Genomic DNA, 24195 nt, shown 5'->3' on the forward strand with positions numbered 1-24195 from the left:
GGGAAATTCACCCGCTCTGTCTACCTCCCGTTCCGACCCGGCCATGGGGCGTGCACGAGGGCGTACGCTCGCCCCGTCCGGCGGGGAGCAACGACAGGAAGCGGTAGACCACATGGCCCATGGGCTGCGGCGACCGATCACCGAAGACCGGCCTCTACTCGAACGCGACGAGGAACTCCAGGCCATCGGCCACGCCCTGGCGGAGCTCCGTGACACCGTCGACGGCGTGCCCCAGGTACCGCGCGGCGGATTGCTCGCCTTCACCGGCGAGGCCGGGCTGGGCAAGACGACACTCATCGCGGCGGTGCGTGCCCGCGCCGCCGCCCTCGGGTTCACGGTGTTCTCCGGCAAGGGCGGTGAGAACGAGCGGGGGATGGCGTTCCGCGTCGTCCGCCAGGCCATGCAGCCCATCCTGGCCAGGATGGGCGAGGCGGAGCGCCGGGATTTCCTGGGCAGCTGGTACGACATCGTCGGCGCCGCGCTCGGTCTCGAGGCGACGGACCCCGCCCGGGTGCCGGACCCGACCGGCGTACGCGACGGGCTCGACTGGGTCATGACGCGCCTGACGATGCTGAACTCGCCTGTCGTCCTGCTCCTGGACGACCTGCACTGGGCCGATGCCGAGTCCCTCGACTGGCTGACCTCCTTCGCACCGCGGGTCGCGAACCTCCCGCTGCTGATCGTCGTCGGCTACCGGCCCGACGAACTTCCGTCCGACGGGACCTCGTTCCGTACGCTCGTCGAACGCCACGAGCAGCGCCCGCACGTGCTGTCCCCGCTCGGCGAGGCCGGCGTGGCGCGGATCATCAGGAACGAAGTGGGTGAGGAAGCCGAGGACGAGTTCTGCGGCGAGTGCTGGACGGTCACCGGTGGAAGCCCGTTCGAGGCCGTCGAACTGGCCATCAGGCTCCGTGAGCGGAAGGTGCGCGGCACCCAGGACGAGTTGCCCGTGATGCGGGACCTCGCCGCCGCGGTCAAGGGCCCCGGGCTGATCGAGCGCCTCAAACGGCTCGGGCCGGGCCCCATCCGCTTCGCGTGGGCCGGCGCTGTCCTGGGCGGGGCCTTCGCACCGGAAGTTGCCGCCGACCTCGCGGTACTCGGCAGCGAGGAGGCCGCCGAGGCGGCCGAGAAGCTGCGCGCCCGCCGCATTCTCGCGGACACCGACGAGCCCGCGGGCGGCCTGGAGTTCGTCCACCCGCAGATCGCCACGACGATCTACCGCGACATCCCCGCGGGCCTGCGGGTCGGCATGCACAACGCGGCCGCCCATGCTGCCCAGGCGGTCGGGGCCGACCCCACCGTCGCGGCCCGCCACCTGCTGGAGGTCCCCTGTGACGGCCGGCCCGAGGCGGTCGCGTGCCTGCGCGCCGCCGCGCGTCAGTACCTCCGCGCCGGGGCCCCGGAGGCCGCCCGGCGCGTGTTGACCCGAGCGCTGCGGGAACCACCTCCTGCCGAGGACCGCGCCGCCCTTCTCCACGAGCTGGCGTGCTCGACCTTCCTGATCGAACCCACGGCCACGGTCAGGCACCTGCGTGAGGCGCTGAAGGAGCCGGGGATCGACCCCGACCTGCGCGCCTCCATCGTCTACCGGCTGACCCAGGCGCTGGCCCACACCGACCGGCTGACCGAGGCCGCGACGGTGGCCGCCGACGAGGCGCGGCGCGCGACCAACGCGCGCGTCAAACTGCGCATGCAGGCCGATCACTTCGTATGGAGCGCGTTCCGCGCCGACGAGCCCGACTCCTCCGCCCGCTCACGCCGGCTGGCGCGGTTGGCGGACAAGCTGACCGGCCGGGGCCTGGAGGAACGCTACATCCTCGGTCTGCGGGCGTGGGACGCCCTCGTGCGGGGCGAGCCGCGGCCGACCGCCCTCGGATACGCCGAGGAGGCCCTCCGCGGAGGGATGAGCTGGACCGACGACAACCGCGGCTTCGAGGTGCCCGCCGCGGTGGCCCTGCTGTTCATGTACTGCGACCAGCCCCGGCGGGCCGAGGAGCTCTTCGCCGACGGTATGGCCGAGTGCGAGCACATGGGGTGGTGCGGCTCCCATCTGGCGCAGGGCCAGACGCTCCTGGGCTACATCCGCTACCGCCGCGGCTGCCTTCGCGAGGCCGAAGAACTCGTCCGGGCCGGGCTGCACACCGCCGAGCGTGTCGAAGGAGCGGTGCCCGCCCAGTGGTTCGCCATCGGCATTCTCATCCAGACGCTGCTGGCCCGAGGGCGGACCGGTGACGCACGCCGGCTCGCCGACCGCTACCACTACGGCGACGTGGTCCCCAACGCGGTCATCTTCCCGGATCCCCGTACGGTGTACGCCGACCTGCTGGTGGCGGAGGGGCGACTCGCCGAGGCGGCGCGGCTGTTGTCCGAGGTCGGGGAGTGGCTGGAGTCGCGGGACTGGCGCAACCCCGCCTGGTGCTCCTGGCAGCTGGGCCTGGCCTCGGCACTCGCGCGCACCGCCCCCGAGGAGGCGGTCCGCCATGCCCAGGAGGCAGTCAAGCGGGCCCGGGACTTCGGTGCGGCGTCCGCGATCGGCCAGGCGCTGCATGTCCAGGCGGAGGTGACGGGCGGGGAGGTGGCTCTCGATCTGCACGCGCAGGCCGTGGGCCAGCTGGAGCAGTCGCCCGCCGCCTACGAACTGGCCCGCGCCCTGGTCGGCCACGGTGCCGCACTGGCCCGCAACGGCCGCCTGCACGACGCCGCCGACCGGCTCTACCAGGGCCTGGAGGGCGCGGTGCACTGCGGTGCCGAGGGCCTCGCGGCACAGGCCAGGCGGGAGCTCTCCGCCGCCGGACTGCGGCCGTTGCCCCTGCGCTACGCGCAGACGGACACGCTCACGACCCAGGAGCGCACGGCCGCCGAGATGACGGCGAAGGGCCATCCGGCGGCGGTGGTCGCCAAGGAACTGCACCTCACCGAGCAGGGCGTGCGGCAGCTGCTCTCCTCCGTGTACCGCAAGATCGGCACGGACCCCGCAGGCCTGGCCGAGGCGCTGGAGACGTTTCCCGGGCCCCGTTCCTGACGGGCGACCGCCGGGCCATGCCCCGTCCCCTCACCGCACCTTCGAATCGTGCTGCGCCCGACGCCCCATCGACTCCCAGAACCTCCGCAGCTCCGTGATGTTCGTGCGGCGCTGCCAGGAGGCCTTTGGGGCGGAACGGGGAGCGGGACAGGAGGGTGGACTGGGCGCGGCAGAAGGCCTCACCGAGTTCCACCAGGTGGGCCACGACCCGGCCGAAGATGCCACCCGCGGTCTCCACGAGCGCGTGGGGCTCCGGGCGGGCCTTGCGCAGGTAGGCCCGGCGCACATGGGTGAACCGGAAGAAGAGGTAGGTGACGGTGGCCAGGGCGAGGGTGAGGAAGGGCATGAAGAGGGACTGGAGGACGGCACAGCCGAAGCCATCCCCATCCCTTGTGCACTGTTTGTCCACCCATCTGACGGGCGACTCGAAACTCTTCTCCTGCGGCAGGATGATGATCGCCGTGATCGCGTGGAACAGCAGGAGCAGCGCCCCGAGGAAGGTCAGCACCAGTAGCGCCACGTACCCGCCGCTCTTGCGGACCCGCCAGGTCCTGGTCCGGTCGTAGCCCTGCCGCATCAGCCGGCGCCGGTGCAGCGCGCGGCGCACGCCGAGCCCGTCGCGGAGCATCCGCCCGAGCCGTCGCGGCAGTCCTCCTCCGTCGTGGCTCGGGGCAGCAGGACTCTGGGAAGCACGCGCACCACCGTTCACCTCGTGAAGGTTCCGCGCTCACCGGCTCCCCAGGCGCCCACGGGCGGCAGGTTCACCGACGGAAGCTCCGGGGCCCGCCACCCGGCCGTACGCCGTCACACCGGGCTGTCGCCGAAACCCCGTGCGCAACTTTCGCCCGCGCCCGACTACTTGACGCCTGAACTCCTTCGCTGATTCCCTCGGAAGGCTGCCTATGGGAGCGCTCCCAGACCACCCCCACGTGAAAGGGAACCCCGTGCAGACCTCCCCCCACCCCTCCCTCAGACGCGCCCTGCCCGCTCTCCTCACCGCCGCGCTGCTCGCCTGCCTGCTGTCCCTGGCGGGCGGCTCTCCCGCGCGGGCCGCGGCGGGGGACGGCTCGGTGTCCGATCCCAACATCGCGTACGTCGGCCGCTGGGACACCTCCTCATCGACCGCGGCCGTGCCCAACTGGACCGGCGGCTACCTCCAGACCGGCTTCACCGGCACCACGGTGAAGGTCAGGGCCAGGAACGCGGTCAACTTCTACGCCAGCATCGACGGCGGCCCCGACGTCTTCCACGCCGGTGTGCGCGGCACGGTGAACCTCACTCCCCGGCCGCTCTCCCCCGGCACCCACACCCTGCGCGTGTCCTACCGCTCCGGTGACACCGTCTTCCAGGGGCTGGTCCTGGACTCCGGTGCGCGGACCGTCGCCGCCGGCGCCCCGTCCGGGCTGGTGGAGTTCGTCGGGGACTCCATCACGGCCGGGGCGCTCACCGACCGGCTGGCGCTGGACTCCTACGCCTGGAAGACCGGGGAGCGGCTGGGCATGCGGCACACACAGATCGCCCGGTCCGGGTACTGTCTGGTCGCCCGGTCGGGGTGCACCGGTCTGAGCGGTCAGTTCTTCAAGACGGCCAGCACCGGCGGCGCGGACTGGGACTTCACCCGGTACCGGGCCGACGCGGTCGTCATCAACCTCGGCACCAACGACATCGGGCACGGCGTGTCCGGCGCCGACTTCCGGTCGGCGTACACCACGTTCCTGCGGGACGTGCGCGCGAAGTACCCCGCGGCCCACCTCTTCGCGGTGCAGACGCTGAAGAAGCGCTACGTCACCGAGACCAGGGCCGCCGTCAGCGCACGCAACAGCGCCGGTGACGCCCGGGTGCACTACGTCGACACCTCGGGCTGGCTCACCGACGGCGCCGACTACGAGGACGGCAACGGGCATCCGAACGAGGCGGGCCACACCAAGTTCGCCGAGCGCCTGGCCCCGGTCGTCCGCGCCCGGCTCGGCGGTGGCGCCACGGTGAAGGCGGCGGCTCCCGGGCAGCCCGGCGACCCCAACATCAAGTTCGTCGGCCGCTGGGACACCACCAGCTCCGCCACCGCCTACACCCCGTACTGGGCGGGCGCCTACTACCGCGTCGGCTTCACCGGCAGGACGGTCAAGCTGAAGCAGCGCGGCACGATCGATCTGTGGGCGCGGATCGACGACGGGCCGGTGAAGTTCTACGACGACGTCAAGGGGACGGTGAACCTGACGCCGACGTCCCTGTCCTCCGGCAACCACACGCTCCAGGTCAACTACCAGGTGGTGGCGGGATCGTACAAGGGCGACGCCGTCTTCCAGGGGCTCGTCCTGGACAGCGGCGCGACGACCTTCGCCCCGCCGGCCCCGGCCAAGTTGGTCGAGTTCGTCGGTGACTCGATCACCGTGGGCACGACGACCTCACAGAACGCCCGTACCGCGTACGGCTGGCTGATCGGGGAGCGGCTGGGCGTGGAGCACACACAGATCGCGCAGGGCGGGGCGTGCCTGGTGGCCGCGGCGGACGGCTGTGTGGGCCTCGAGCGGCAGTTCACCAAGCTCAATCCGAACGCCGCGACGCCCGACTGGAACTTCTCCCGCTACCGGGCCGACGCGGTCGTCATCAACCTCGGCACCAACGACGTCGGCCACGGGGTGAGTTCCGCACAGTTCCAGTCGGCGTACGGCAGTCTGCTGCGCAAGGTCCGGGCGGCGTATCCGCAGGCGTGGATCTTCGCGCTGGAGACGTTCCGCGGGCGCTACGTCCCGCAGACCGAGGCCGCGGTGAAGGCCGCCGTCGCCGGCGGTGACGCGCGGGTCTCCTTCGTCGACACGACCGGCTGGCTGGGCTCGGGCGATCTGACGGACTCGGTGCATCCCAACGACCGGGGGCACCGGGTCATCGCCGACCGGCTGGCACCGGTCATCGCCGGGAAGATCGGGAGGTAGCGGAACCAGGGGGCGGGCCTCACATCGGGCCGGGGCCCGCTCCTCCCTTGAGTCGTTCGAGGTCGGAAGGCCGGACCTGGATGACGATCAGGGCGATCAGTGCGGCAACGGCGGTGAAGATCGCCGCCATGATGAAGGCGGCCGAGACGCCGGCGGTGAGGATCTCGTCGGACCAGGGTTTGGGCAGTTGCTCAGTGCGTTCGAACCGCAGGCGCTCGCCAGGGGTGGCCTGCCGAAGGAAGAGCGGGACCTGCTTCTCGGCCTCGTTGGTGCTGGCCGTGCCGTACATGGTGACCAGGATGGACAGGCCGAGGGAACCGCCGACCTGCTGGGTGGCGTTGAGCAGCCCGGAGGCCGCGCCGGTCTCCCGGGTGGAGACGTTGGAGAGCGCCATGAGGGTGAGCGAGACGAACTCCATGCCCATGCCCAGGCTGAAGACGAGCATCGGGCCGAGGACGCTCCCCGCGTAGGTGGAGTGCACGTCGGTCAGGGTGAGCCAGGCCAGTCCGGCCGCGGCCAGGATCGCGCCCACCACCATGAAGGGCTTGGGGCCGTACGTGGGCAGGAACCGCGAGGCCAGCCCGGCGCCGATGGCGATGACCGCGCTGACCGGCAGGAAGGCGAGCCCGGCCTGCAACGGACTGAACTCCAGCACGTTCTGCACGAAGAGCGTCAGGAAGAAGAACATGCCGAAGATGGCGGCGGCCAGGCACAGCATGATGCCGTACGTGCCCGCGCGGTTGCGGTCGGCGAACATGTGCAGCGGCGTGATGGGCTGTCTGGAGCGGCGCTCGACCAGGATGAAGCCCGTCAGGACGACGACCGCCGCGGCGAACGACGCGAGGGTGAGGGCGTCGCGCCAACCCTCCTGCGCGGCTCTGATGAATCCGTAGACGAGCAGCACCATGCCCACGGTGGAGGTCAGGGCGCCGGTGATGTCGAAGTGCCCCGGGTGCCGTTCGGACTCCCTGATCCAGCGTGGGGTGGCGAGGGCGATGAGCAGTCCGATCGGGACGTTGACGAAGAGCACCCACCGCCAGTTCAGCCACTCCACCAGGATGCCGCCCGCGAGCAGGCCGATCGCGCCGCCGCCCGCGGAGACCGCGGCGAACACCCCGAAGGCCCGGTTGCGTTCCGGTCCTTCACGGAAGGTCGTGCTGACCAGCGAGAGGGCGGTCGGGGACGCGATGGCGCCGCCGACGCCCTGCAGGGCGCGTGCGGCGAGGAGTTGACCTGCATTCTGGGCGAGCCCGCCCAGCAGGGAGGCGAGCACGAAGAGCAGCACGCCGAAGATGAACACGCGCCGCCTGCCCAGGATGTCGCCGATCCGACCCCCCAGCAGTAGCAGTCCGCCGAAGGTGAGGGTGTAGGCATTCACCACCCAGGACAGGCTGGTGGTGGAGAACTCCAGGGAACGCTGGATCTGCGGCAGTGCGATGTTCACGATGGTGATGTCGAGGACCACCATCAGCTGGCACGAGGCGATGACGAAGAGTGCCATCGCGTTTCCGCCGCCACCGGATTCCCTGGTGGTGGTCGCCTGTGGTGAAGCCGGCTGCGGGCTGCTGCCTGCGGTGTCCACCGTTCGACGGTACGCCCGCCCCCCAGACCTCACCACTCGATCAACGTCGGCCTCCGCGGCCGTCCTTGCCCGGGACCGAACTGGAATTCCTGACATGAGCAGAGATCCGGGCCGCATACAGCCGAGTGGGAGCGACATTGATCCGCGTTCTTCTCGTCGAGAACCGCCGCCTGGTACGGGGAGCGTTCGCCGCTCTTGTGTCGCGTGAGGAGGACATCGAGGTCGTCGAGGGCAACGGTGAGGTCATCGCCCGTGCCCTGTCATGCCGCCCGGACGTGGTCGTGATCGACGTGGACTCCAGGGAGGGCGAGGAGGTCGCCACCACGGCCGAGCTGAGGGCCCGGCTCCCGGACTGCCGGATGCTGCTGCTGATGGCCTCGACGACACCCGAGCGGTTGCGCCGCATGCTCGATCTGCACGCCGGCGGCGTCATCTGCACCAACGCCCCGCCGGACCGTCTGGTCCACGGTGTCCGCAAGCTGGTGCGGCGGCAGCGGTTCATCGACCCGGAGTTCGCGCTGGTCGCGTTGGACGCGGGAGATCGCGGAGCGACTGTCATCCGCAGCACGGCCGCCATCCCGGTACGTGCCATCGCCCCGGCCGTCGGCCGCGCCGGCCGGGCGCCGCTGTCCGGGGAGGGGCCGGCCGCGCCCCAGTGGCCGACCAGGTCGCGGTAGAGCGAGGACGCGGTCATCAGCTGCTCGTGTGTACCGAGGGCGACCCGTGTGCCGTCCATGACCAGGACGCGGTCGTCCCGCAGGGCCGATCTGATGCGGTGGGCGACGACGATCAGGGTGCCGGGGCCGCGGGCGAAGGCGTCCTCGGCGACGGCCTCGGCGAGTGGGTCGAGGTGGCACGTCGCCTCGTCCAGCGGCGTCAGCCGAAGCGCCGGGAGCAGGGCGCTGGCCAGGGCGATGAGCTGCCGCTCACCGGCCGACAGGCGCCGCGGGTCCAGTGGCGCGTCGTAGCCACCGAGGCGCTCCACGAACCGGGCCAGACCCTCGCCGCGGCCGACCAGAGCACGGACGGGCAGGTCATCGAGGTGTACCTGCCCGGCCTGCGGTTCGAGCACCCCGGCGATCAGGGCCGCCAGGGTGGACTTCCCCGCACCGCTCGGGCCGACCACGGCGAGGTGCTCACCGGGCCGCAGGAGGAGGTTCAGGTCGCGGATCACCGGGTCCGCGGACTGGGCGTAGGCGAAGGTGAGGCCGCGGAGCTCCACACGGCAGGCGCCGGGCCGGGCCACCGGCCGATCGGCCTCGGGCTCCCCGGGCAGGGACGCCGTGGCGTCCCGCGCAGGCTCGGGAGCGGACTCCTCGGCGACCTCGGCCATCCGGCCGACGGTGACCAGCAGCCACAGTCCGCTGCTGTCGAGCCCTTGGACGAAGCCCTGCAGGGCCGGCTGGAGGGCCTGCGGCACGTAGGTCACCGCGCCGAGGACCGCCCCCGCCGTCACGCCGTTGCGCACCAGCCAGGGCGCCGCGAGCAGGATCAGCAGGGGGACCCAGCCGCTGATGCCCAGCGCCGCGGTCCGTACCGCGGTGAGCCGGGCGAGCGACAGGGTCGCCCGTGCCGCGTCGTCGACGTGCGCACCCGCGACCGCCCCCATACGGTCCTCGGCGCCGCAGGCCACCACCTCCCGCAGCCCGCCGGTCAGGGCGCCCGTGGTCCCGGCGATGCGCTCGTCCGCCAGGATGACCTCCCGCTGGCGCGCGGCCATCGCCCGCAGCGCGGCGGCGAACAGCGCGAGTCCGAGCAGCAGCGGGGGCAGGACGAGGGCGACCAGCAGGTAAGGCGGATCCATGGCTCCTGAGATGAGAGGAGCCTTCTGGACTTCGTGGGGGGGGGACGTTCACCCGGGATCACCACCGAGCATTGCAGAGTCGATCGCCGCGCAACAGCACCGCTCGTCACGGGTGCTGCGTGAGACCGTCACCGTCGGACCGGGAGGAACGCCGATACGGCATGGGCGTTCCCACCCCCGGTCTCCCGGTCAGCGACCGCCGCGGATCAGGCCCGTCAGATAGCGCCACAGCGAGGACCGCTGCCGGGCGGAACGGTCCGGCAGGACCTCTTCGGCCACCTCCGGCGCGGGACCGTCGGCCGACGGCCGCGCGGGCGCCGCGGAGAGGTCGTACCGTACGGGCAGCGAGCGCAGGCCGCGCATGAACGGGGAGGAGCGCCAGGGAAGTTGGTCGGCGGGCAGGGCGAGGTCGAGGTGGTCGAACCGCTCGAACAGCCGCCCCACACCGGCCGCCGCGACCGTCGAGGCGAGCTCGCGCGCCGGGCACTGGCGCGGCCCGGCTCCCCAGGACAGGTGCGCCCGGGTGCTGATGGTGGTGCCGGAGGCGACGTGGTCGGCGAAGAGCGGGTCGGCGTGCGCGGCGGCCGAGGAGACCCACACCGGGTCGCCGGCCCGGATCGTGTAGTTGCCCAGCGGGGTGTCCTCGGCGGCGAAGCGCGGGACGAAGTTCACCAGGGGCGGCTTGCGCATGACGGACCGGTTCATGGCCTCCCTGACCATCCCGGCGGACAGGCTGGCGCGCACGCTGCCCTCGCCCGAGATGACCTCCACGACGGTGTTGGAGATGAGGATGCCGACGTGGTCGGAGGTCATGCCGAGCAGCATGAACAGCTCGCGGGCCAGCTGGTCCAGCGACAGGTCGGGGTGCGCGGCCAGCAGGTAGGAGGGGAAGTCGTCGCCCGGCTTCTCCAGCTTCGTCGCGGCGAGTTCCGCCAGGGTCGCCAGCAGGCGTTCCAGTGCGGCCTCCGCGTCCGGGCCGGCGTCGAGGACGCGCCACATGTCCATCAGCGCGTCGTCGCCCTGCGAGCCGGGGAAGCCCAGCAGGTGGCTGGCCACCATCAGCGGCAGCGGCCGCGAGAACTGCGCGGACAGGTCCGCGACTCCCGTCTTCCCGCCCTGCCCGACCAGGGTGATCAGCTCGTCGGCGTAGGCGGTGACGGCGGCCTTGAGGCGCTTGGCCTGGGGGTGGCGCGGGTCCTGGAACGGCTTGAGGGCCACGTCCCACGCCGTGCGCAGCGGCCGGTAGCCGGGGCCGCCCTGGATCAGGATGTGGTTGACCTCCAGGGAGGGGCCGAGCGGCCAGTCGGCCGGCACCCGGCCCTCGGAGCGGGCCCGCCAGTTCTCCAGCCCCTTCGGGAAGCCGTCGTTGTCCTGCAGGACCTGGAGCGCCTCGCGGTAGCCGAGGACCAGCCAGGCGGGTACGCCGAGCAGGTCGACCGGCGCGACCGGACCGTGCTGCTGCCTCAGCCGCTCGTACACGAGCGCGGGGCGCGTCTCGTAGTCACGGGTCAGCAACGGCTCGGGACTCAGCGCCTCCAGCCGCGTGTCGTCCAGGTCCACTGATCCGCCGTCACCCCACTGGGAGTCCATCGTCCTGCCACCCTCCGACACGCCCTGTACCGGCACACCATCAGTCGGTAGCCGGAAACGTGGGGACCCTACCCCAGGGGCAACCGGCGGGTAACGACGGGGGGTGGGTACGACTCGGGGTGATCCGGCGCGTGAAACGTGGATCAGGCGGCGGTGTAACCGAGTTGGCGCCGCATGTAGGGCGTCATGAGGGTCTTCGCCTTGGCCATGACCGTGGTGCGGCTGCCCAGGACCGCGGACTCGCCGCCCGGTACGGGCAGCACGGTCAGTCCGTCGGCCGGGCCGAACGGCACGATGAGCGGGGTGCGCTGGACCGGCCGGTAGAAGCGCGGTTCCTTGCGGTGCTTGCCCGAACTCTGCAGGTAGGCGCGGATGTTGTGGGCGGCGATGTCGGCCTGGGCGAGAGCGGCGGGGGTGATCTTGAGTTCGCTGACGTCGTTCACGTCGCCGACGGCGAACACGTCCAGCCTGCCCTCCACTCGGAGCGTCCGGTCGACCTTGACGTGCCCGTCCCGGTTCAGCCAGTCGCCGTGTCCGGCGAGGCGGAGCCAGAGCGTGTTGGGTGTGGTGCCCGTCGCCCAGAAGGACAGGTCGGCCTCGATGACGGTGCCGCGGCCGTCGCGGTAGGTGCCGAAGTCGTTGCCGGGCGACATGAACGAGTCGAGCCGGACCTCGATGTCATGGGCCTCCAGCCACGCGAGGGCCTTGCGTCCCGGCCGCGCGCTGCCCGTGGAGTCGAGCAGGGCCGGTCCGGAGTGGGCGAGCGTGACACGGGCGTCCGGCCGGGCGAGGCGGATCTCGGCGCTGAGTTCGACGCCGCCGGGGCCGCCGCCGACGACGAGGACGTGCTCGGCCGTGGCGATGTTGCGCTGGTGTTCGGCGAACGACTTGGCCGCCTCGTCGACGGTGGTGCCCAGGAAGCGGGCCGGCTCCGGGTAGTCGGCGCCGGTGGCGATCACGACCACGTCGTAGGGCAGCCGCTCGCCCGTGGCGAGGACGACCTGCCGCTCGGCGGTGTCGATACGGACGGCCTTGCCCGCGACCACGCGGCCGCGCCGCAGCAGCCGGTCGTACGGGATGAAGGGCGTGTGCGTCCACTCGGGGCGCACGCCCGCGCGCAGGGAGGCGACGCGGTGGAAGAAGACCTCCTTGCGGTCCACCAGCGTGACCCGGGCCGTCGTATCCAGCCGCCTCGCCAGCCGGACGCCGCCATAGCCGCCGCCGATCACCACTACGTCGCCGTCGTACACGCCCAGTCTCCTGTGCCTGGTGGGGGGTGCGAGAGCCGCCGCGGAACGGGCCCCGCTCGGATCGACCCCCGGCGGCCACTCGACTGACGGTGACATTAGCGCTTGAAACTTAAAGGGATCCTGGGGTTCCGTGCATGTTCCGTGAAGAGATGGACACCTGACCGGGCGTCACTTCCCCCAGATCCTCCGGTACGCCTCCCGGTAGCCCGACGGGTCCCAGGTCGTGGCGCCTTCGCTGTTGCCGGCCGTGGCGATGTGGACGGGGGCCGTGTACCCGCTGGCCGGGCGGCCGGCGAAGGCGCGGTTGAACTCGTCGACGATCTGCCAGCCCTGGAGGGACAGCGGTTCGGGCACGGTGGCGGCCTGGTACTGCCTGCTGTTGACGCGCTGGAAGGCGGACGGGTCCCCGTCGCCCGCGCCGATGTTGTAGGGCGGCCCCGAGCCCTTCTCGCCGGCCGCGCGGAAGGCGGGGGCGGCGTCGGCGAAGTACAGGTCGTTGATGGCGACGGAGTGGGTCCACCGGTCCTGGAACCGGGAGAGCAGCGAGGAGATCTCCCGCGGGGTGCGGCTGCTCGCGTCCGGGATCGGGATGTTCTCGACGGAGAGCAGCCGCACTCCCCGGCACCTGGCGAGTTCCTGCCTGATCAGGTCGGACTTGTTCTTCGCGAAAGGGATCGACGCGTCGGTGATGAGCACGACCCCGGCTCGGCCGTCAGAGTCGGAGATGACCCACTGCGCGCTGATGCGGGCCACGTCCTGGACGCGGGTGGTGACGTTGGTGAAGAGGTCGGGGTCCCGGCTGGGTCCGGGTTCGGGGACCGCGTGCCAGCCGATGAGCGGGATGCGCCGCGCGTTGGCCCGGGCGGCCTGCTGTGCCGTCGAGTCGGGGTCGAAGCCGCCGATGACGATGCCCGAGGGCCTGAGGGCGACGGCCTCGCTCATGGCCGCCTGGATACCGGCCGGGGTGCCTCCGCCGTCGATCACCCGGACGTCCCATCCGATGACCCGCGCGGCTTCCCGGACCCCCCTCGCGGCGCCCGCGACGCCGGGATTGGTCATCGTCTGGGCGACGTAGACGATGGTCTTGCCGGACACCGCCTCGGGGCCCGTGGTGGGTCCGCCCCAGGGGATGTCGGTCCGCTCGGCCCGGGCGACGGCGGCCCGCGCCCCGGCCTGGACGTCGGGGCAGCCGCTCGGGCCCGTCGCGGTCTCGTCCGCGCCGTCCGAGGAACCGCGCTCGCAGCCGACGAGGGCGGTCGCCGTCGCCAGCAGGGCGCAGCAGACGAGCCGCGCGGTGCGGGCTCCGGGGGCGGCCTTGCGGTTGCGGTGCACGGGGGGCTCCTGTGAGGGATCGGCGTGGCGGACGTGCCCGGGAGGGGTCAGGGGGGTGCGCCGCCCTCCGGCGTCGGGGAGGACGGCGGCGGGGAGGAGGGAGGCGACGAGGAGGGTGGCGGGGTGGAGGACGGTGGCGGGGGCGGCGCGGCGGGTGTGTCGCGGGCCGCGGCGCCGCCGCGCAGCCGGCGGCGGGCGGCGTATCCGGCGAGGCCCACGGCGATGAGCAGGGTGCCGCCGTGGAACAGCGGGACCGTCCAGAAGTCGGCGCCGAGCTGCGCGATGCCGGTGAGGCCGACGGCCAGGACGGCGACGGCGACGACGGTGCCGAGGGCGTTGGGCCGGCCCGGTTTGATCGCCGTGGAGCCGAGCAGGGCGCCGACGAAGGCGGGCAGCAGGTAGTCGAGGCCGACGCTCGGGTTGCCGATCTGCTGCTGGGACGCGAGCAACACACCGGCGAAGCCGACGATCAGACCCGAGGCGGCGAAGGCGTAGACGGTGTAGGTGCGGGTCGGGATGCCGACGAGGTCGGCCGCCCGCGGGTTCGATCCGACGACGTACAGGTACCGGCCGAGCGGCAGCCGCTCCAGCACCAGCCAGAGGACTCCGGCGAGGGCGAGCACATAGAAGGCGGGGACCGGGAGGCCGAGGAACGTGGAGTCGTAGAGGTCGGTGAACGCGGGCGGGAGACCTTGCGGGCCGGGGACGATCCGGCTGCCGTCGGTGATCCAGCCGGTCACGGCGTACATCATGCTGCCGGTGCCGAGGGTGGCGATGAAGGAGTCGATCCGGCCGAACTCGACGATGACGCCGTTGAGGACGCCCACGACCAGGCCTCCGGCGAGCACGGTGAGGCAGGCGAGCGGCCAGGGCCAGCCCGCGTTGACGACGAGCTGCATCACCATGACGTGGGCCAGTCCGAGGCCGTAGCCGATGGAGAGGTCGAACGCGCTGGTGACGATGGGCACCATGGCGGCCAGTGCGAGGACGGCCGGGATCGACTGGTTGGACAGGATCGAGTCGACGGTGTCCAGCGTGGGGAAGGTGTCCGGCAGGGCTAGGGAGAAGACCAGGTAGAGCAGGGCGGTGAGGGCGAGCAGGCCGTAGGCGCCGATGCGGCTCCCGCCGGGGGCGCGCCGGCGCCCGGGGCGGGGCGGGGCGGGGGAGGGCGGCTCGGTCATGGGTTCGTCGCGGCCGTGAGCGGGGGCATGGCCGAGGCGGCCCGGGTGAGCTCGGTGACGGTGAGGGCGCCGCCGCTCAGTTCGGCCGTCACGGACCCGCGGACGAAGACCAGGGTGCGTCCGCACACGCTCGCGACCTCCTCGAAGTCGGTGGACAGGAGCAGCACCGCGAGGCCCGCCGACAGCGCCTCGTCGAGCAGGCGGTGGATCGCGGCCTTGGCGCCGACGTCCACGCTCGCGGTCGGCTCCTCGAGGATCAGCAGCCGCAACTCCGTCCGCAGCCAGCGGCCGATCATGACCTTCTGCTGGTTCCCGCCGGAGAGCGTGGCGATGGGGGCCTCGCTGTCGCGGGGGCGCACGGAGAACCGGTCGATGAGGGCTGCGGCTTCGGCGCGTTCGTTCCGGGGACCGATCCAGCGCGGCGCCCGCCGTCCTCCCGCACGGGGATTGGCCAGGAGGTTCTCCCGTACGGTCAGTTCGGCGAGACAGCCCTCCCGCAGCCGGTCCCCCGGCACGAAGCCGACGCCACGGGCGACGGCCTCCGCGACCGAGCGGGGCCGATAGGGCCGCCCGTGCAGCACGGCCCGCCCCCCGAGAAGGCGTCGGTCCCCGGCCAGGGCACGCCCCAGTTCCGCGTGCCCGGCCCCCGAGAGCCCGACCAGCCCCAGCACCTCGCCGGCAGCAAGCCTCAGACAGACCGGCCCGACCCGCCCGGTCCGCACGCCGTCGAGGGTCAGGACGGGGGGCGTGCGGGCCGGGAGGCCGACGGGGCGGGCCGCTGGGGGTTCCGGGGCCTCGCCGACGATGTCGTGGACCAGGCGGGCCGGGCCGCGGTCCGCGAGGCGGCCGTGGCTGACCAGGCGGCCGTCGCGCAGGACGGCGAACGTGTCGGCGACCTGGTACACCTCGTCCAGGCGGTGGCTGACGTAGAGGATCGCGTGGCCGCGGTCGCGCAGGTCGTGCAGGACGCCGAAGAGCCGGGCGCTGTCCGCGGCCGGCAGGCGGGCGGTCGGCTCGTCGAGGACGATGAGCTTCGCGCGGGCCGCCAGGGCCCTGGCGATCGCGACGAGCGAGCGCTCGGCCGGTGCGAGGCCGGAGACCGGCGCGTCGGGGTCGAGGTGCGCGGCGACGATCCGCAGCGCGTCGACGCAGCGCTCGCGGGTGCGCCGCCAGGAGATCAGCCCGGTGCGGCGGGCGTATCCATTGGTCAGGGCGATGTTCTCGGCGACCGTCATCCACTCCACGAGCCCGAGGTCCTGGTGGATGAAGGACATGCTCGTGGACGCGGCCTGGCTGCCGAGGGGCATGCCGTCCACGGTGATCTGTCCGGTGTCGGCGGGGTGGACGCCCGCGAGGACCTTGATGAGCGTGGACTTTCCGGCGCCGTTGGGCCCGAGGAGGGCGAGCACACTGCCCGCGTGGACGTCGAGGTCGACCCCGGCCAGCGCGACGGTCCCGCCGAACCGCTTGCCGAGCCCGCGGATACGGACCAAGGGCTCCGGCCCGAAGGGTGAAGCCGCCTTCACCGGCGTGTCAGGGGCGTCGCGCACCCGATCAAATTACAGCATTTCGGGCACCTTTAGGTCGCTGTGACTCCCACGCGGGTCGGCGGACGCCTCACGCGGCGTCGAGCCCGCACTCGGCCCAGATGACCTTGCCCTCGGGGAGGTAGCGCGTGCCCCAGCTCTGCGAGAGCTGCGCGACGAGGAACAGGCCGCGTCCGCCCTCGTCGGTGCTGGCCGCCCGGCGCAGATGGGGGGCGGTGTTGCTGACGTCGGAGACCTCGCAGATCAGCGTGCGCCCGTACAGCAGCCGGACCCGGATGGGCCCGGTGCCGTGCCGGACGGCGTTGGTGATCAGCTCGCTGAGGATCAGCTCCGCGGCGAACGCGGTCTCGTCGAGCCCCCAGTCGGCCATGCGGCGCATGGCCGAGGCCCGGACCTCGCCGACGAGCGCCGGGTCGGCGGGCAGCTCCCAGGCGGCGATCCGGCCGGGGTCCAGCGCGTGTACGCGGGCGACGAGCAGGGCGATGTCGTCGTGCGGGTGCGCGGGGGCCACGGTGTCCAGGACCGCCTGGCAGGTCTCCTCGGGCGCCCGCTCCGGATGGGCCAGGGCCGCGCGCAACTGCTCCAGCACCACGTCGACGTCACGGTGGCGGTCCTCGATGAGTCCGTCGGTGTAGAGCACCAGCTGACTGCCCTCGGGGACGTCGATCTCGACGGTGTCGAAGGGCAGACCCCCGAGACCGAGCGGGGGCCCGGCCGGGAGGTCGGGGTAGGACACGGTGCCGTCGGGGTGGACGAGTGCGGGCGGCGGGTGACCGGCGCGGGCCATGAGGCACCGCTGCTCGGTCGGGTCGTAGACGGCGTACAGACAGGTCGCGCCGATGACGCCGGCGCCCTTGCCGTCGGGGTCCTCCCGGTCCAGGCGACCCACGAGGTTGTCCAGATGGGTGAGGACCTCGTCCGGGGAGAAGTCCAGCTCGGCGAAACTGCGCGCCGCCGTGCGCAGCCGGCCCATGGTGGCCGCGGAGAGCATGCCGTGGCCGACGACGTCGCCGACGAGGAGCCCGACGCGGGTGCCGGAGAGGGGGATGACGTCGTACCAGTCCCCGCCCACGTCGGATTCGGCGGGCAGATAGCGGTGGGCGACCTCGACGGCGTCCTGGTCGGGCAGCCCGTGCGGGAGGAGCCTGCGCTGGAGGGCCAGGACCATGGCGCGTTCGTGGGTGTAGCGCCGGGCGTTGTCGATGGACAGGGCGGCGCGGGCGGCGAGTTCCTGGGCCAGCGAACGGTCGTCGTCCCCGAAGGCGCTCCCGGCGCGGTAGAAGCTGGCGATGCCCAGGACGACACCGCGGGCGACCAGGGGCACCGCGATCAGGGAGCGGACGTGGGCGAGCAGGCGCGCGGTGTGCTCGGGGTCCTGGGCGAGCCAGCCCGCGGCGGCCTCCAGGTCCGGTTCCAGTACCGCCTCGCCCGTGGTCAGGCAGCGCAGCTGGGGCGCGGTCGGGCCGAAGTCGATGCGCTTGCCGGGCGGTGTGAAGGGCAAGCCCTCGCGGACACCGTGCAGCACCGTGCGGCGCAGGTCGGCGACGGGGTCGGCGGACTCCTCGCCGCGCAGGACGGCGTCGGGCAGGTCGATGGTGACGAAGTCGGCCAGGCGCGGGACCGCCGTCTCGGCCAGTTCCTCGGCGGTGCGGCGCACGTCGAGGGTGGTGCCGATGCGGGCGCTGGCCTCGGACAGCAGCTCCAGGCGCCGGCGCGCGGCCAGGGCGTAGGCCCCGACGTGCGGCTCGCCCACCATGACGAGCCCCCGGGCCGGGAACGGCGAGCCGCTGCGGTCGCCCGCCGTGCCCCTGCCGCCGTACAGCGCGTCCCCACCACCATCGGCCACACCCCCACCGCCGCCCGCAGCGTCCGTACCGCCTCCAGCCACACCCCTGCCGCTGCCGACCCGGCCGCCGTCACCGACCGCCGCATCCCCGCCGCCGTACAGCGCGCCTCCACCGCCGTCGACCGCACCCCCGCCGCCCGCGGCGTCCGTACCGGCTTCGGCCACACGCCTGTCGGCGTCGGCCCGGCCGCCGTCAGCGACCGCCGCACTGCTACCGCCCGCCCCGTCCCCGCCGCCGTCCACGCCGCCCCCGTCGCCGTCGGCCACGCCCGGACCGCCACCGGTCACACCCCGGCCCCGGCGGCCGTCGGGAGCGACGGCGGGGGCGGATGCGGCGGCGAGATAACCGGACGGCAGCGTGATCGACTGTGGGGCGGGCCGTGGGCCGGTCGAGAGGGCGGCCAGGTCCGGCAGTTCGTCCGCCTGGTGCGGGAGGACCAGGCGCTCCGCCGCCGGGGCGCCCGGCAGCACCGCCTCGACGGCGAAGCCCCGCACTCCTGAGGCGCTCGTCATCGGGCGGCTCACCAGCGTCACGCGCCGGCCGCCGGGCAGGGCCACGTCGACGGCGGCCCGCTGCCCGCGGGAGATCAGCTCGGCGGCCTTCTCCCTCAGGACGTCCTGGTCACGCGGGGGGAACTCGTCGGCCAGCACGTCCAGGGCGATGCCGCTGTGCAGCCCGGCCCCGCCGCCGGTCGCCAGGTACGTGCGCAGCAGGGCGCGCTCGTGCGCGGAACTCTGCCCCAGCAGCCGCCGCTCGATGTTCTCGGCCGCCCTGCGGATCGCCGCACCCAGCGCGGGCTGTTCGAAACTGCGCGGATAGCCGAAGCACAGGACGCCCTCGATGCGTCCGCTGAGCGGGTCGCGGACGGGCATCGCGACGCAGGCGTTGCCCTGGGAGCGTTCCGCGAAGTGCTCGGCGCCGTAGACGCGGATGAGCTGCCGCTCGGCGAGGGCGAGGCCGATGCCGTTGGTGCCGGCGACCTGCTCGGCGAACACGAACCCCGGCACCCGCTGGATCGCCGGGAGGTTCCTGGCCATCGCGGGATCCCCGAACCGGCGCAGCAGGACCGTCCCGTTCGCGTCGGCGACCGAGATGTTGATCTGGCTGCCGGAGAACGCGTCCTGAAGCCGGTCGAGCACCGGCACGGCCGCGCGGACGATACGGCCCCCGGGGTCGAAGTCCTCCCGGTAGGGCAGGTCGGTCTGGTTCGGTGACAGGCCCAGGGAGCGGCTGCGCCGCCACGAGTTCAGGATGGACGTCCGGACACCCGTGTCGACCGGCTGCCCCTCGAGAAACCGCTCACGAAGCCGGGCGGGCCCCGTGCCGTCCGTCGCACGTCCCGCCGGCTTGGGTTCCTCGCCGGACCGAACCACGCTTCGCCTCGCTTGCGCCCGCGATCATCCGCTGCTCGGAAGAGAATCTGGCATTGACGAGGATACGGGCATTACGGGCACGCGTCACTGCGCGCCGGAGCCGTTCGGGCACCGGGCACGGGGCTACGCGCAGGGCTGAGCGCATTCACCCCAGGAAACTCAGCCGCACCTTGCGCTCCGGGTTGTCCTTGTTCGTGTCCACGAGGCACACCGACTGCCATGTCCCGAGCTCCAGCCGGCCGCCCAGCACGGGCAGGGTCGCGTGCGGCGGGACGAGGGCCGGCAGGACGTGGTCGCGGCCGTGGCCGGGACTGCCGTGCCGGTGCTGCCAGCGGTCGTCGGCGGGAAGCAGCGTGTGCAGTGCGGCCAGGAGGTCGTCGTCGCTGCCGGCACCGGTCTCCAGAACGGCGATTCCGGCCGTCGCGTGCGGGACGAAGACATTGAGGAGGCCGTCACGCCCGGCCGCCGCCTCCCGCAGGAAGGACTCGCAGTCGCCGGTGATGTCGACGACCCGCTCCGTGGCACCGGTGCGGACGTTCAGAACTCGGGTGGTGAAGACATCTGACATGCCTCCCATCCTGACGCACGCGCCCGCTTTCTCCCGATGACCGCCGCCCGGTGGCGGTACCGGCGTCCACTGGACGAGACGCCCGTTGACCGTGCGCATGCCACCTGACTAGGTTCAGCCGCATGTTGCGTTCAGCCCTGCTCACCACGCGCGGTCACATCGACCTGCTGCGGGTGGCTTCCGCCGCGTGTCGCCGCGGCCGCTGACGCCCTTCCTCTCCGCGCATTCCGGTTCCCTCGCCTTGGTTCCGCCTGCCCGCTGAACGCCCCGTTCTCGCCTGAACACCCCGTTCTCGACTGAACACCCCGTTCTCGACTGAACACCCCTGTTTCACGTCGGCGCGGCGGCGGCGAGGTGTGCCTCCCCCTGCCCGCTCTCTCCCCCGTGGAGCCTTCATGAGCATCAGCCATGCCCCGCCCAGGTCGACGAAACCCGATATTTCGTCAATATCGGCTCATGACCTCGGCCTCCAGCCCCTCGTCCCCACCTCCTCCCGCCGCACCCGCGTCCCCCGCTGGCTGCGCCGCACCACCGGCCCGGTCCTGCTGCTGGTGTTGTGGCAATTCCTCAGCAGCACAGGCGCGTTGCAGGCGGACGTGCTCGCCTCGCCCGGCCGTATCGCCCAGGTCGCCGGTGACATGGTGGCCGACGGCTCGCTGCCCGCGGCCATGGGCACCTCGCTCCAGCGGGTCGCGGCCGGGCTGCTGCTCGGCCTGGTCGTCGGTACCGGACTGGCCCTGCTCTCGGGCCTGTTCCGGATCGGCGAGGACCTGGTGGACGCGCCCGTGCAGATGCTGCGGACCGTGCCGTTCGTGGGGCTCATCCCGCTGTTCATCATCTGGTTCGGCATCGGCGAGGCCCCCAAGGTCGCCATCATCACGCTCGGCGTGACCTTCCCGCTCTACCTCAACGTCTACGCCGGAATCCGCGGTGTGGACGCGCAGCTGATCGAGGCCGGGGAGTCCCTCGGACTGTCCCGGTGGGGACTCGTCCGGCACGTCGTCCTCCCGGGCGCGCTGCCGAACGCCATGACCGGTCTGCGCTACTCGCTCGGCATCGCCTGGCTCGCGCTGGTCTTCGCCGAGCAGGTCAACGCCGACTCCGGCATCGGGTTCCTCATGGTGCAGGCGCGGGACTTCCTGCGGACCGACGTGATCGTGGTCTGCCTGGTCGTCTACGCCTTCCTCGGCCTGCTCGCCGACTTCATCGTCCGCTCTCTCGAAAGGGTGCTGCTGCAATGGCGACCGACGTTCACCGGCCGGTGACCCCCCAGGCGGTCCATGTCGAGGGGCTCACGCGGGCCTTCGACGGACGTGCCGTCATCGACGACCTGCGACTGGACGTCCGGCCGGGCGAGTTCGTGGCCCTGCTCGGGCGCAGCGGCTGCGGCAAGTCGACGCTGCTGCGGATCCTCGCCGGGCTCGACCGCGACATCGAGGGCACCGTCCTGGTGCCCCGCCGCAAGGCCGTCGCCTTCCAGGCGCCCCGGCTGATGCCGTGGAAGAGGGTGTGGCGCAACGTCCTGCTCGGCCTGCCCGGCAAGCCCGAACGTGCCGTCGCCGAGCAGGCCCTCGACGAGGTCGGCCTCGGCCACCGCTCGGCCGCCTGGCCCAAGACCCTCTCCGGTGGCGAGGCCCAACGTGCCTCGCTCGCCCGCGCGTTGGTGCGCGAGCCCGATCTGCTGCTGCTCGACGAGCCGTTCGGCGCGCTCGACGCCCTCACCCGCATCAAGGCCCAGCGACTCGTGGGCGAGTTGTGGCAGCGCCGGGGCTGCGCGGTGCTCCTCGTGACCCACGACGTGGAGGAGGCCGTGCTGCTCGCCGACCGCGTCCTGGTGATGGACGGCGGCGTCATCGCCCACGAGCAGCGCGTCGACCTCGACCGTCCCCGCGACATCACCGACCCGCGCTTCGCGGCACTGCGCGCCGGCCTCCTCGAACGCCTCGGCGTCGAGGCGACGGCCGCCGAAGCCGCCTGAACCTCTTCACGCACGAACACACGAACGGAACCGCCATGCGACGACGCCTCGCCCCCGCCGCCCTGCTCCTCCCCCTCGCCCTGCTGCTCACCGCCTGCGGCGGGAACTCGGCCGCCAGTACGTCGGACGGCGGCACCGACGGCCACGGCTCCGTCACGATCAACGTCGGTGACCAAAAGGGAGGTTCGGAGGCCATCCTGCGGGCCGCGGGGGAACTGAAGAACCTCGACTACAAGATCAAGTGGTCGACGTTCACCTCCGGCCCGCCCCTGCTGGAGGCCGTGAACGCCAAAGCCGTCGACATCGGCGGCGTCGGCAACACCCCGCCGGTGTTCGCGGCCGGGGCGGGTTCGAAGATCAAGGTCGTGGCCGCGTGGCACGGCACGTCCAAGGGCGACGCCATCCTCGTGCCGAACGACTCGCCCCTGAGGAACCCCACGCAGCTCAAGGGCAGGTCGATCGCCGTCGCCCAGGGATCCTCCGCTCACTACCAGTTGGTGGCGTCCCTGAAGAAGGCCGGGCTGAAGCCGAGTGACGTCAAGGTCAAGTACCTCCAGCCGGCCGACGCGCTCGCCGCGTTCACCGCCGGCAAGGTCGACGCGTGGGCGGTGTGGGACCCGTACACCTCGCAGGTGCTGAAGGGCAAGCAGGGCCGCGTCCTGACCGACGGTGACGGCGTGACCAACGGCCTCACCTTCCAGGTCGCGGCACCGGACGCGCTGAAGGACAAGAAGAAGGCCGCCGCCGTCAAGGACTACCTGGAGCGGCTGCGGCGCGCCTACAGGTGGGTGTACGACCACGAGGAGGAGTGGGCGAAGGTCTGGGCGAAGGACACCGGGCTCCCCGAGGACGTGGCACTCGCCGCGGTGAAGCGCACCTACACCACCCGGGTCGAGGTCGCCGTCGACAAACCGCTGATCGCCTCCGAGCAGGAGATCGCCGACACGTTCACGGCGCTGAAGCTCATCCCCCGCAAGGTCGACTTCGCCGAGTTCACCGACACCCGGTTCAACGGCGACCTGCCTCCGTCGACGACCACGCCCCGCCCTGCCACCGGGTCGTGAGCCGGCCCGCCGGGTCCCCCGCCGCGCGGGCGGGGGACCCGCGCGTCACGGCCGGGTGGCGGCCGAGCCGTCGTAGACGTTGCCGGGAGTCACGACCGCGGTGATCGCGCGGGCGAGCAGGGTGGACGGCTCCTGGTCACCGGACAGGACGTCCGTGTCGAGCATGACCACCATCGTGGCCCGCTGTGAGGGCAGGCAGACGGTCACGGTCTCGTAGCCCGGGATCGAGCCGTTGTGCCCGATCCAGCCGTTGGTCTCGAGGATGCCGAGGCCGTAGGTGGTGCCGGGGTAGCCGGTCGGCAGCGTCCTGAGCCGCTGTGCCTGGGTCTCGGGGCTGAGCAGCTCGCCGGTGGCGACGACCTTCGCCCAGCGGCGCAGGTCGTGCAGGTTGGAGATCATGGCCCCGGCCGCCCAGGCCCAGCTGAGGTTCCAGTTCGTGACGTCCTCGACCTCGCCGCTGAGCGTCTGGTCGGTGTAGCCGCGCGGGTGCGGCTCGGGGAACTCGTCGTCCTGCGGGAACAGGGTGTGGTGCAGGCCGGCAGGGCGGAGCACCCGCTCGTGGATGACGTCGGCGAGCTTGCGGCCGGTGACCTTCTCGATCACCAGGCCGAGCAGAACGAGGTTGGAGTTGGAGTACTGGAAGTCCTGGCCGGGCCCGAAGGTGTTCGGGTGCCGGAAGCCGTACGGGGGGGGACCTCCCGGGGACTGAAGTGGCGCTCCGGGTCGCTCAGCAGATCGTGGGTGAAGTCGGCGTCGGCGGTGTACGGGAACAGGCCGCTGCGCATCCCTGCGAGCTGCCGCAGCGTGATCCGGTGTCCGTCGGGCACGCCCTTGACGTACGTGGCGATCGGGTCGTCCAGCCCGATCCGGCCCTCGTCGACGAGTTCGAGCAGTGCCCTGACCGTGAAGGTCTTGGTCTCGCTGCCGATGCGGACGTAGGAGTCTCGTTCGGTGAGCTCGGGGCCGAGGCCGTGGCGCGGGAAGTCGTCCTGGTCGTGGCGGGCGATGCCGGTCGCGGGGGCGGCCGTGGCGGGCATCGTCGCCATCGGAGCCAGCACGGACGCCACGAGCAGTGCCGCGGCGAGCAGCCGGCGGGAGGGGGTACGTCGCATGGGGGGGGCGCC

The 24195-nt window shown here is 72.5% G+C and carries 16 protein-coding genes and 1 pseudogene; 7 read left to right on the forward strand and 10 right to left on the reverse strand.

Translation table 11 applies throughout. From position 1 onward, the window contains the following. Positions 1-112 precede the first annotated feature (112 nt). The 3 genes from ABZ192_RS08065 (at position 113) to ABZ192_RS08075 (ending at position 5955) form a co-directional block, all read left to right on the forward strand. Positions 113-3022, forward strand: coding sequence for an AAA family ATPase (locus tag ABZ192_RS08065; RefSeq protein WP_356923685.1), 2910 nt, complete (start codon positions 113-115; stop codon positions 3020-3022). A 94-nt stretch (positions 3023-3116) separates the two neighbouring features. Beyond that, complete coding sequence (locus tag ABZ192_RS08070; protein WP_356923686.1) at positions 3117-3536, forward strand: hypothetical protein; 420 nt, start codon at positions 3117-3119, stop codon at positions 3534-3536. A 430-nt stretch (positions 3537-3966) separates the two neighbouring features. Further along, positions 3967-5955: a GDSL-type esterase/lipase family protein gene (locus ABZ192_RS08075; protein WP_356923687.1), complete on the forward strand. Its 1989-nt coding sequence runs from the start codon at positions 3967-3969 to the stop codon at positions 5953-5955. 19 nt (positions 5956-5974) lie between these two features. Here the strand turns inward: ABZ192_RS08075 and ABZ192_RS08080 are convergent, their stop codons facing one another. The 9 genes from ABZ192_RS08080 to ABZ192_RS08120 form a co-directional block, all read right to left on the reverse strand. After that, positions 5975-7456, reverse strand: coding sequence for an MFS transporter (locus ABZ192_RS08080; protein WP_356923688.1), 1482 nt, complete (start codon positions 7454-7456; stop codon positions 5975-5977). Positions 7457-7577: 121 nt separating this feature from the next. Beyond that, positions 7578-9341 (reverse strand): ABC transporter ATP-binding protein, encoded by a 1764-nt coding sequence (locus tag ABZ192_RS08085; protein ID WP_356923689.1) that lies wholly within the window; start codon positions 9339-9341, stop codon positions 7578-7580. Between the two features lie 189 nt (positions 9342-9530). After that, positions 9531-10931, reverse strand: coding sequence for a cytochrome P450 (locus ABZ192_RS08090; protein ID WP_356923690.1), 1401 nt, complete (start codon positions 10929-10931; stop codon positions 9531-9533). A 143-nt stretch (positions 10932-11074) separates the two neighbouring features. Then, a complete protein-coding gene (locus tag ABZ192_RS08095; protein ID WP_356923691.1) occupies positions 11075-12181 on the reverse strand; it encodes an FAD-dependent oxidoreductase in 1107 nt (368 codons plus the stop codon). 168 nt (positions 12182-12349) lie between these two features. Continuing rightward, positions 12350-13513, reverse strand: coding sequence for a substrate-binding domain-containing protein (locus ABZ192_RS08100; RefSeq protein WP_356923692.1), 1164 nt, complete (start codon positions 13511-13513; stop codon positions 12350-12352). 47 nt (positions 13514-13560) lie between these two features. Further along, positions 13561-14694 carry an ABC transporter permease gene (locus tag ABZ192_RS08105; protein WP_356923693.1) on the reverse strand — a complete coding sequence of 378 codons (1134 nt, stop codon included), beginning with the start codon at positions 14692-14694 and terminating at the stop codon, positions 13561-13563. Further along, positions 14691-16244 carry a sugar ABC transporter ATP-binding protein gene (locus ABZ192_RS08110; protein ID WP_356923694.1) on the reverse strand — a complete coding sequence of 518 codons (1554 nt, stop codon included), beginning with the start codon at positions 16242-16244 and terminating at the stop codon, positions 14691-14693. Before ABZ192_RS08110 ends, ABZ192_RS08105 begins: the two co-directional genes overlap by 4 nt. 67 nt (positions 16245-16311) lie before the next feature. Next, the gene (locus ABZ192_RS08115) at positions 16312-19461 is read right to left on the reverse strand and encodes a SpoIIE family protein phosphatase (RefSeq protein WP_356923695.1); all 3150 of its coding nucleotides are present in this window, start codon (positions 19459-19461) and stop codon (positions 16312-16314) included. 145 nt (positions 19462-19606) lie between these two features. Continuing rightward, on the reverse strand, positions 19607-20029 hold the full coding sequence (locus ABZ192_RS08120) for a secondary thiamine-phosphate synthase enzyme YjbQ (protein WP_356923696.1): 423 nt from the start codon (positions 20027-20029) through the stop codon (positions 19607-19609). A gap of 122 nt (positions 20030-20151) precedes the next feature. Here ABZ192_RS08120 and ABZ192_RS08125 point away from each other — a divergent pair, with 122 nt between their 5' ends. The 4 genes from ABZ192_RS08125 to ABZ192_RS08140 all read left to right on the forward strand — a co-directional run bounded on the left by ABZ192_RS08125 (position 20152) and on the right by ABZ192_RS08140 (position 23071). Then, positions 20152-20235: a putative leader peptide gene (locus ABZ192_RS08125; protein WP_313884353.1), complete on the forward strand. Its 84-nt coding sequence runs from the start codon at positions 20152-20154 to the stop codon at positions 20233-20235. 189 nt (positions 20236-20424) lie between these two features. Further along, a complete protein-coding gene (locus tag ABZ192_RS08130) occupies positions 20425-21294 on the forward strand; it encodes an ABC transporter permease (protein WP_356923697.1) in 870 nt (289 codons plus the stop codon). Continuing rightward, entirely contained in the window at positions 21267-22007 is a 741-nt protein-coding gene (locus ABZ192_RS08135) for an ABC transporter ATP-binding protein (RefSeq protein WP_356923698.1), read from the forward strand. Before ABZ192_RS08130 ends, ABZ192_RS08135 begins: the two co-directional genes overlap by 28 nt. A gap of 35 nt (positions 22008-22042) precedes the next feature. Further along, entirely contained in the window at positions 22043-23071 is a 1029-nt protein-coding gene (locus ABZ192_RS08140) for an ABC transporter substrate-binding protein (RefSeq protein WP_356923699.1), read from the forward strand. A gap of 45 nt (positions 23072-23116) precedes the next feature. On the opposite strand, the pseudogene ABZ192_RS08145 reads toward ABZ192_RS08140, so the two are convergent. Further along, a pseudogene (locus ABZ192_RS08145) lies at positions 23117-24183 on the reverse strand (serine hydrolase domain-containing protein). Positions 24184-24195: the final 12 nt, after the last annotated feature.

Origin of the sequence: Streptomyces sp. NPDC006235 (genome assembly GCF_040613735.1) — a bacterium.
Classification (GTDB): Bacteria; Actinomycetota; Actinomycetes; order Streptomycetales; family Streptomycetaceae; genus Streptomyces.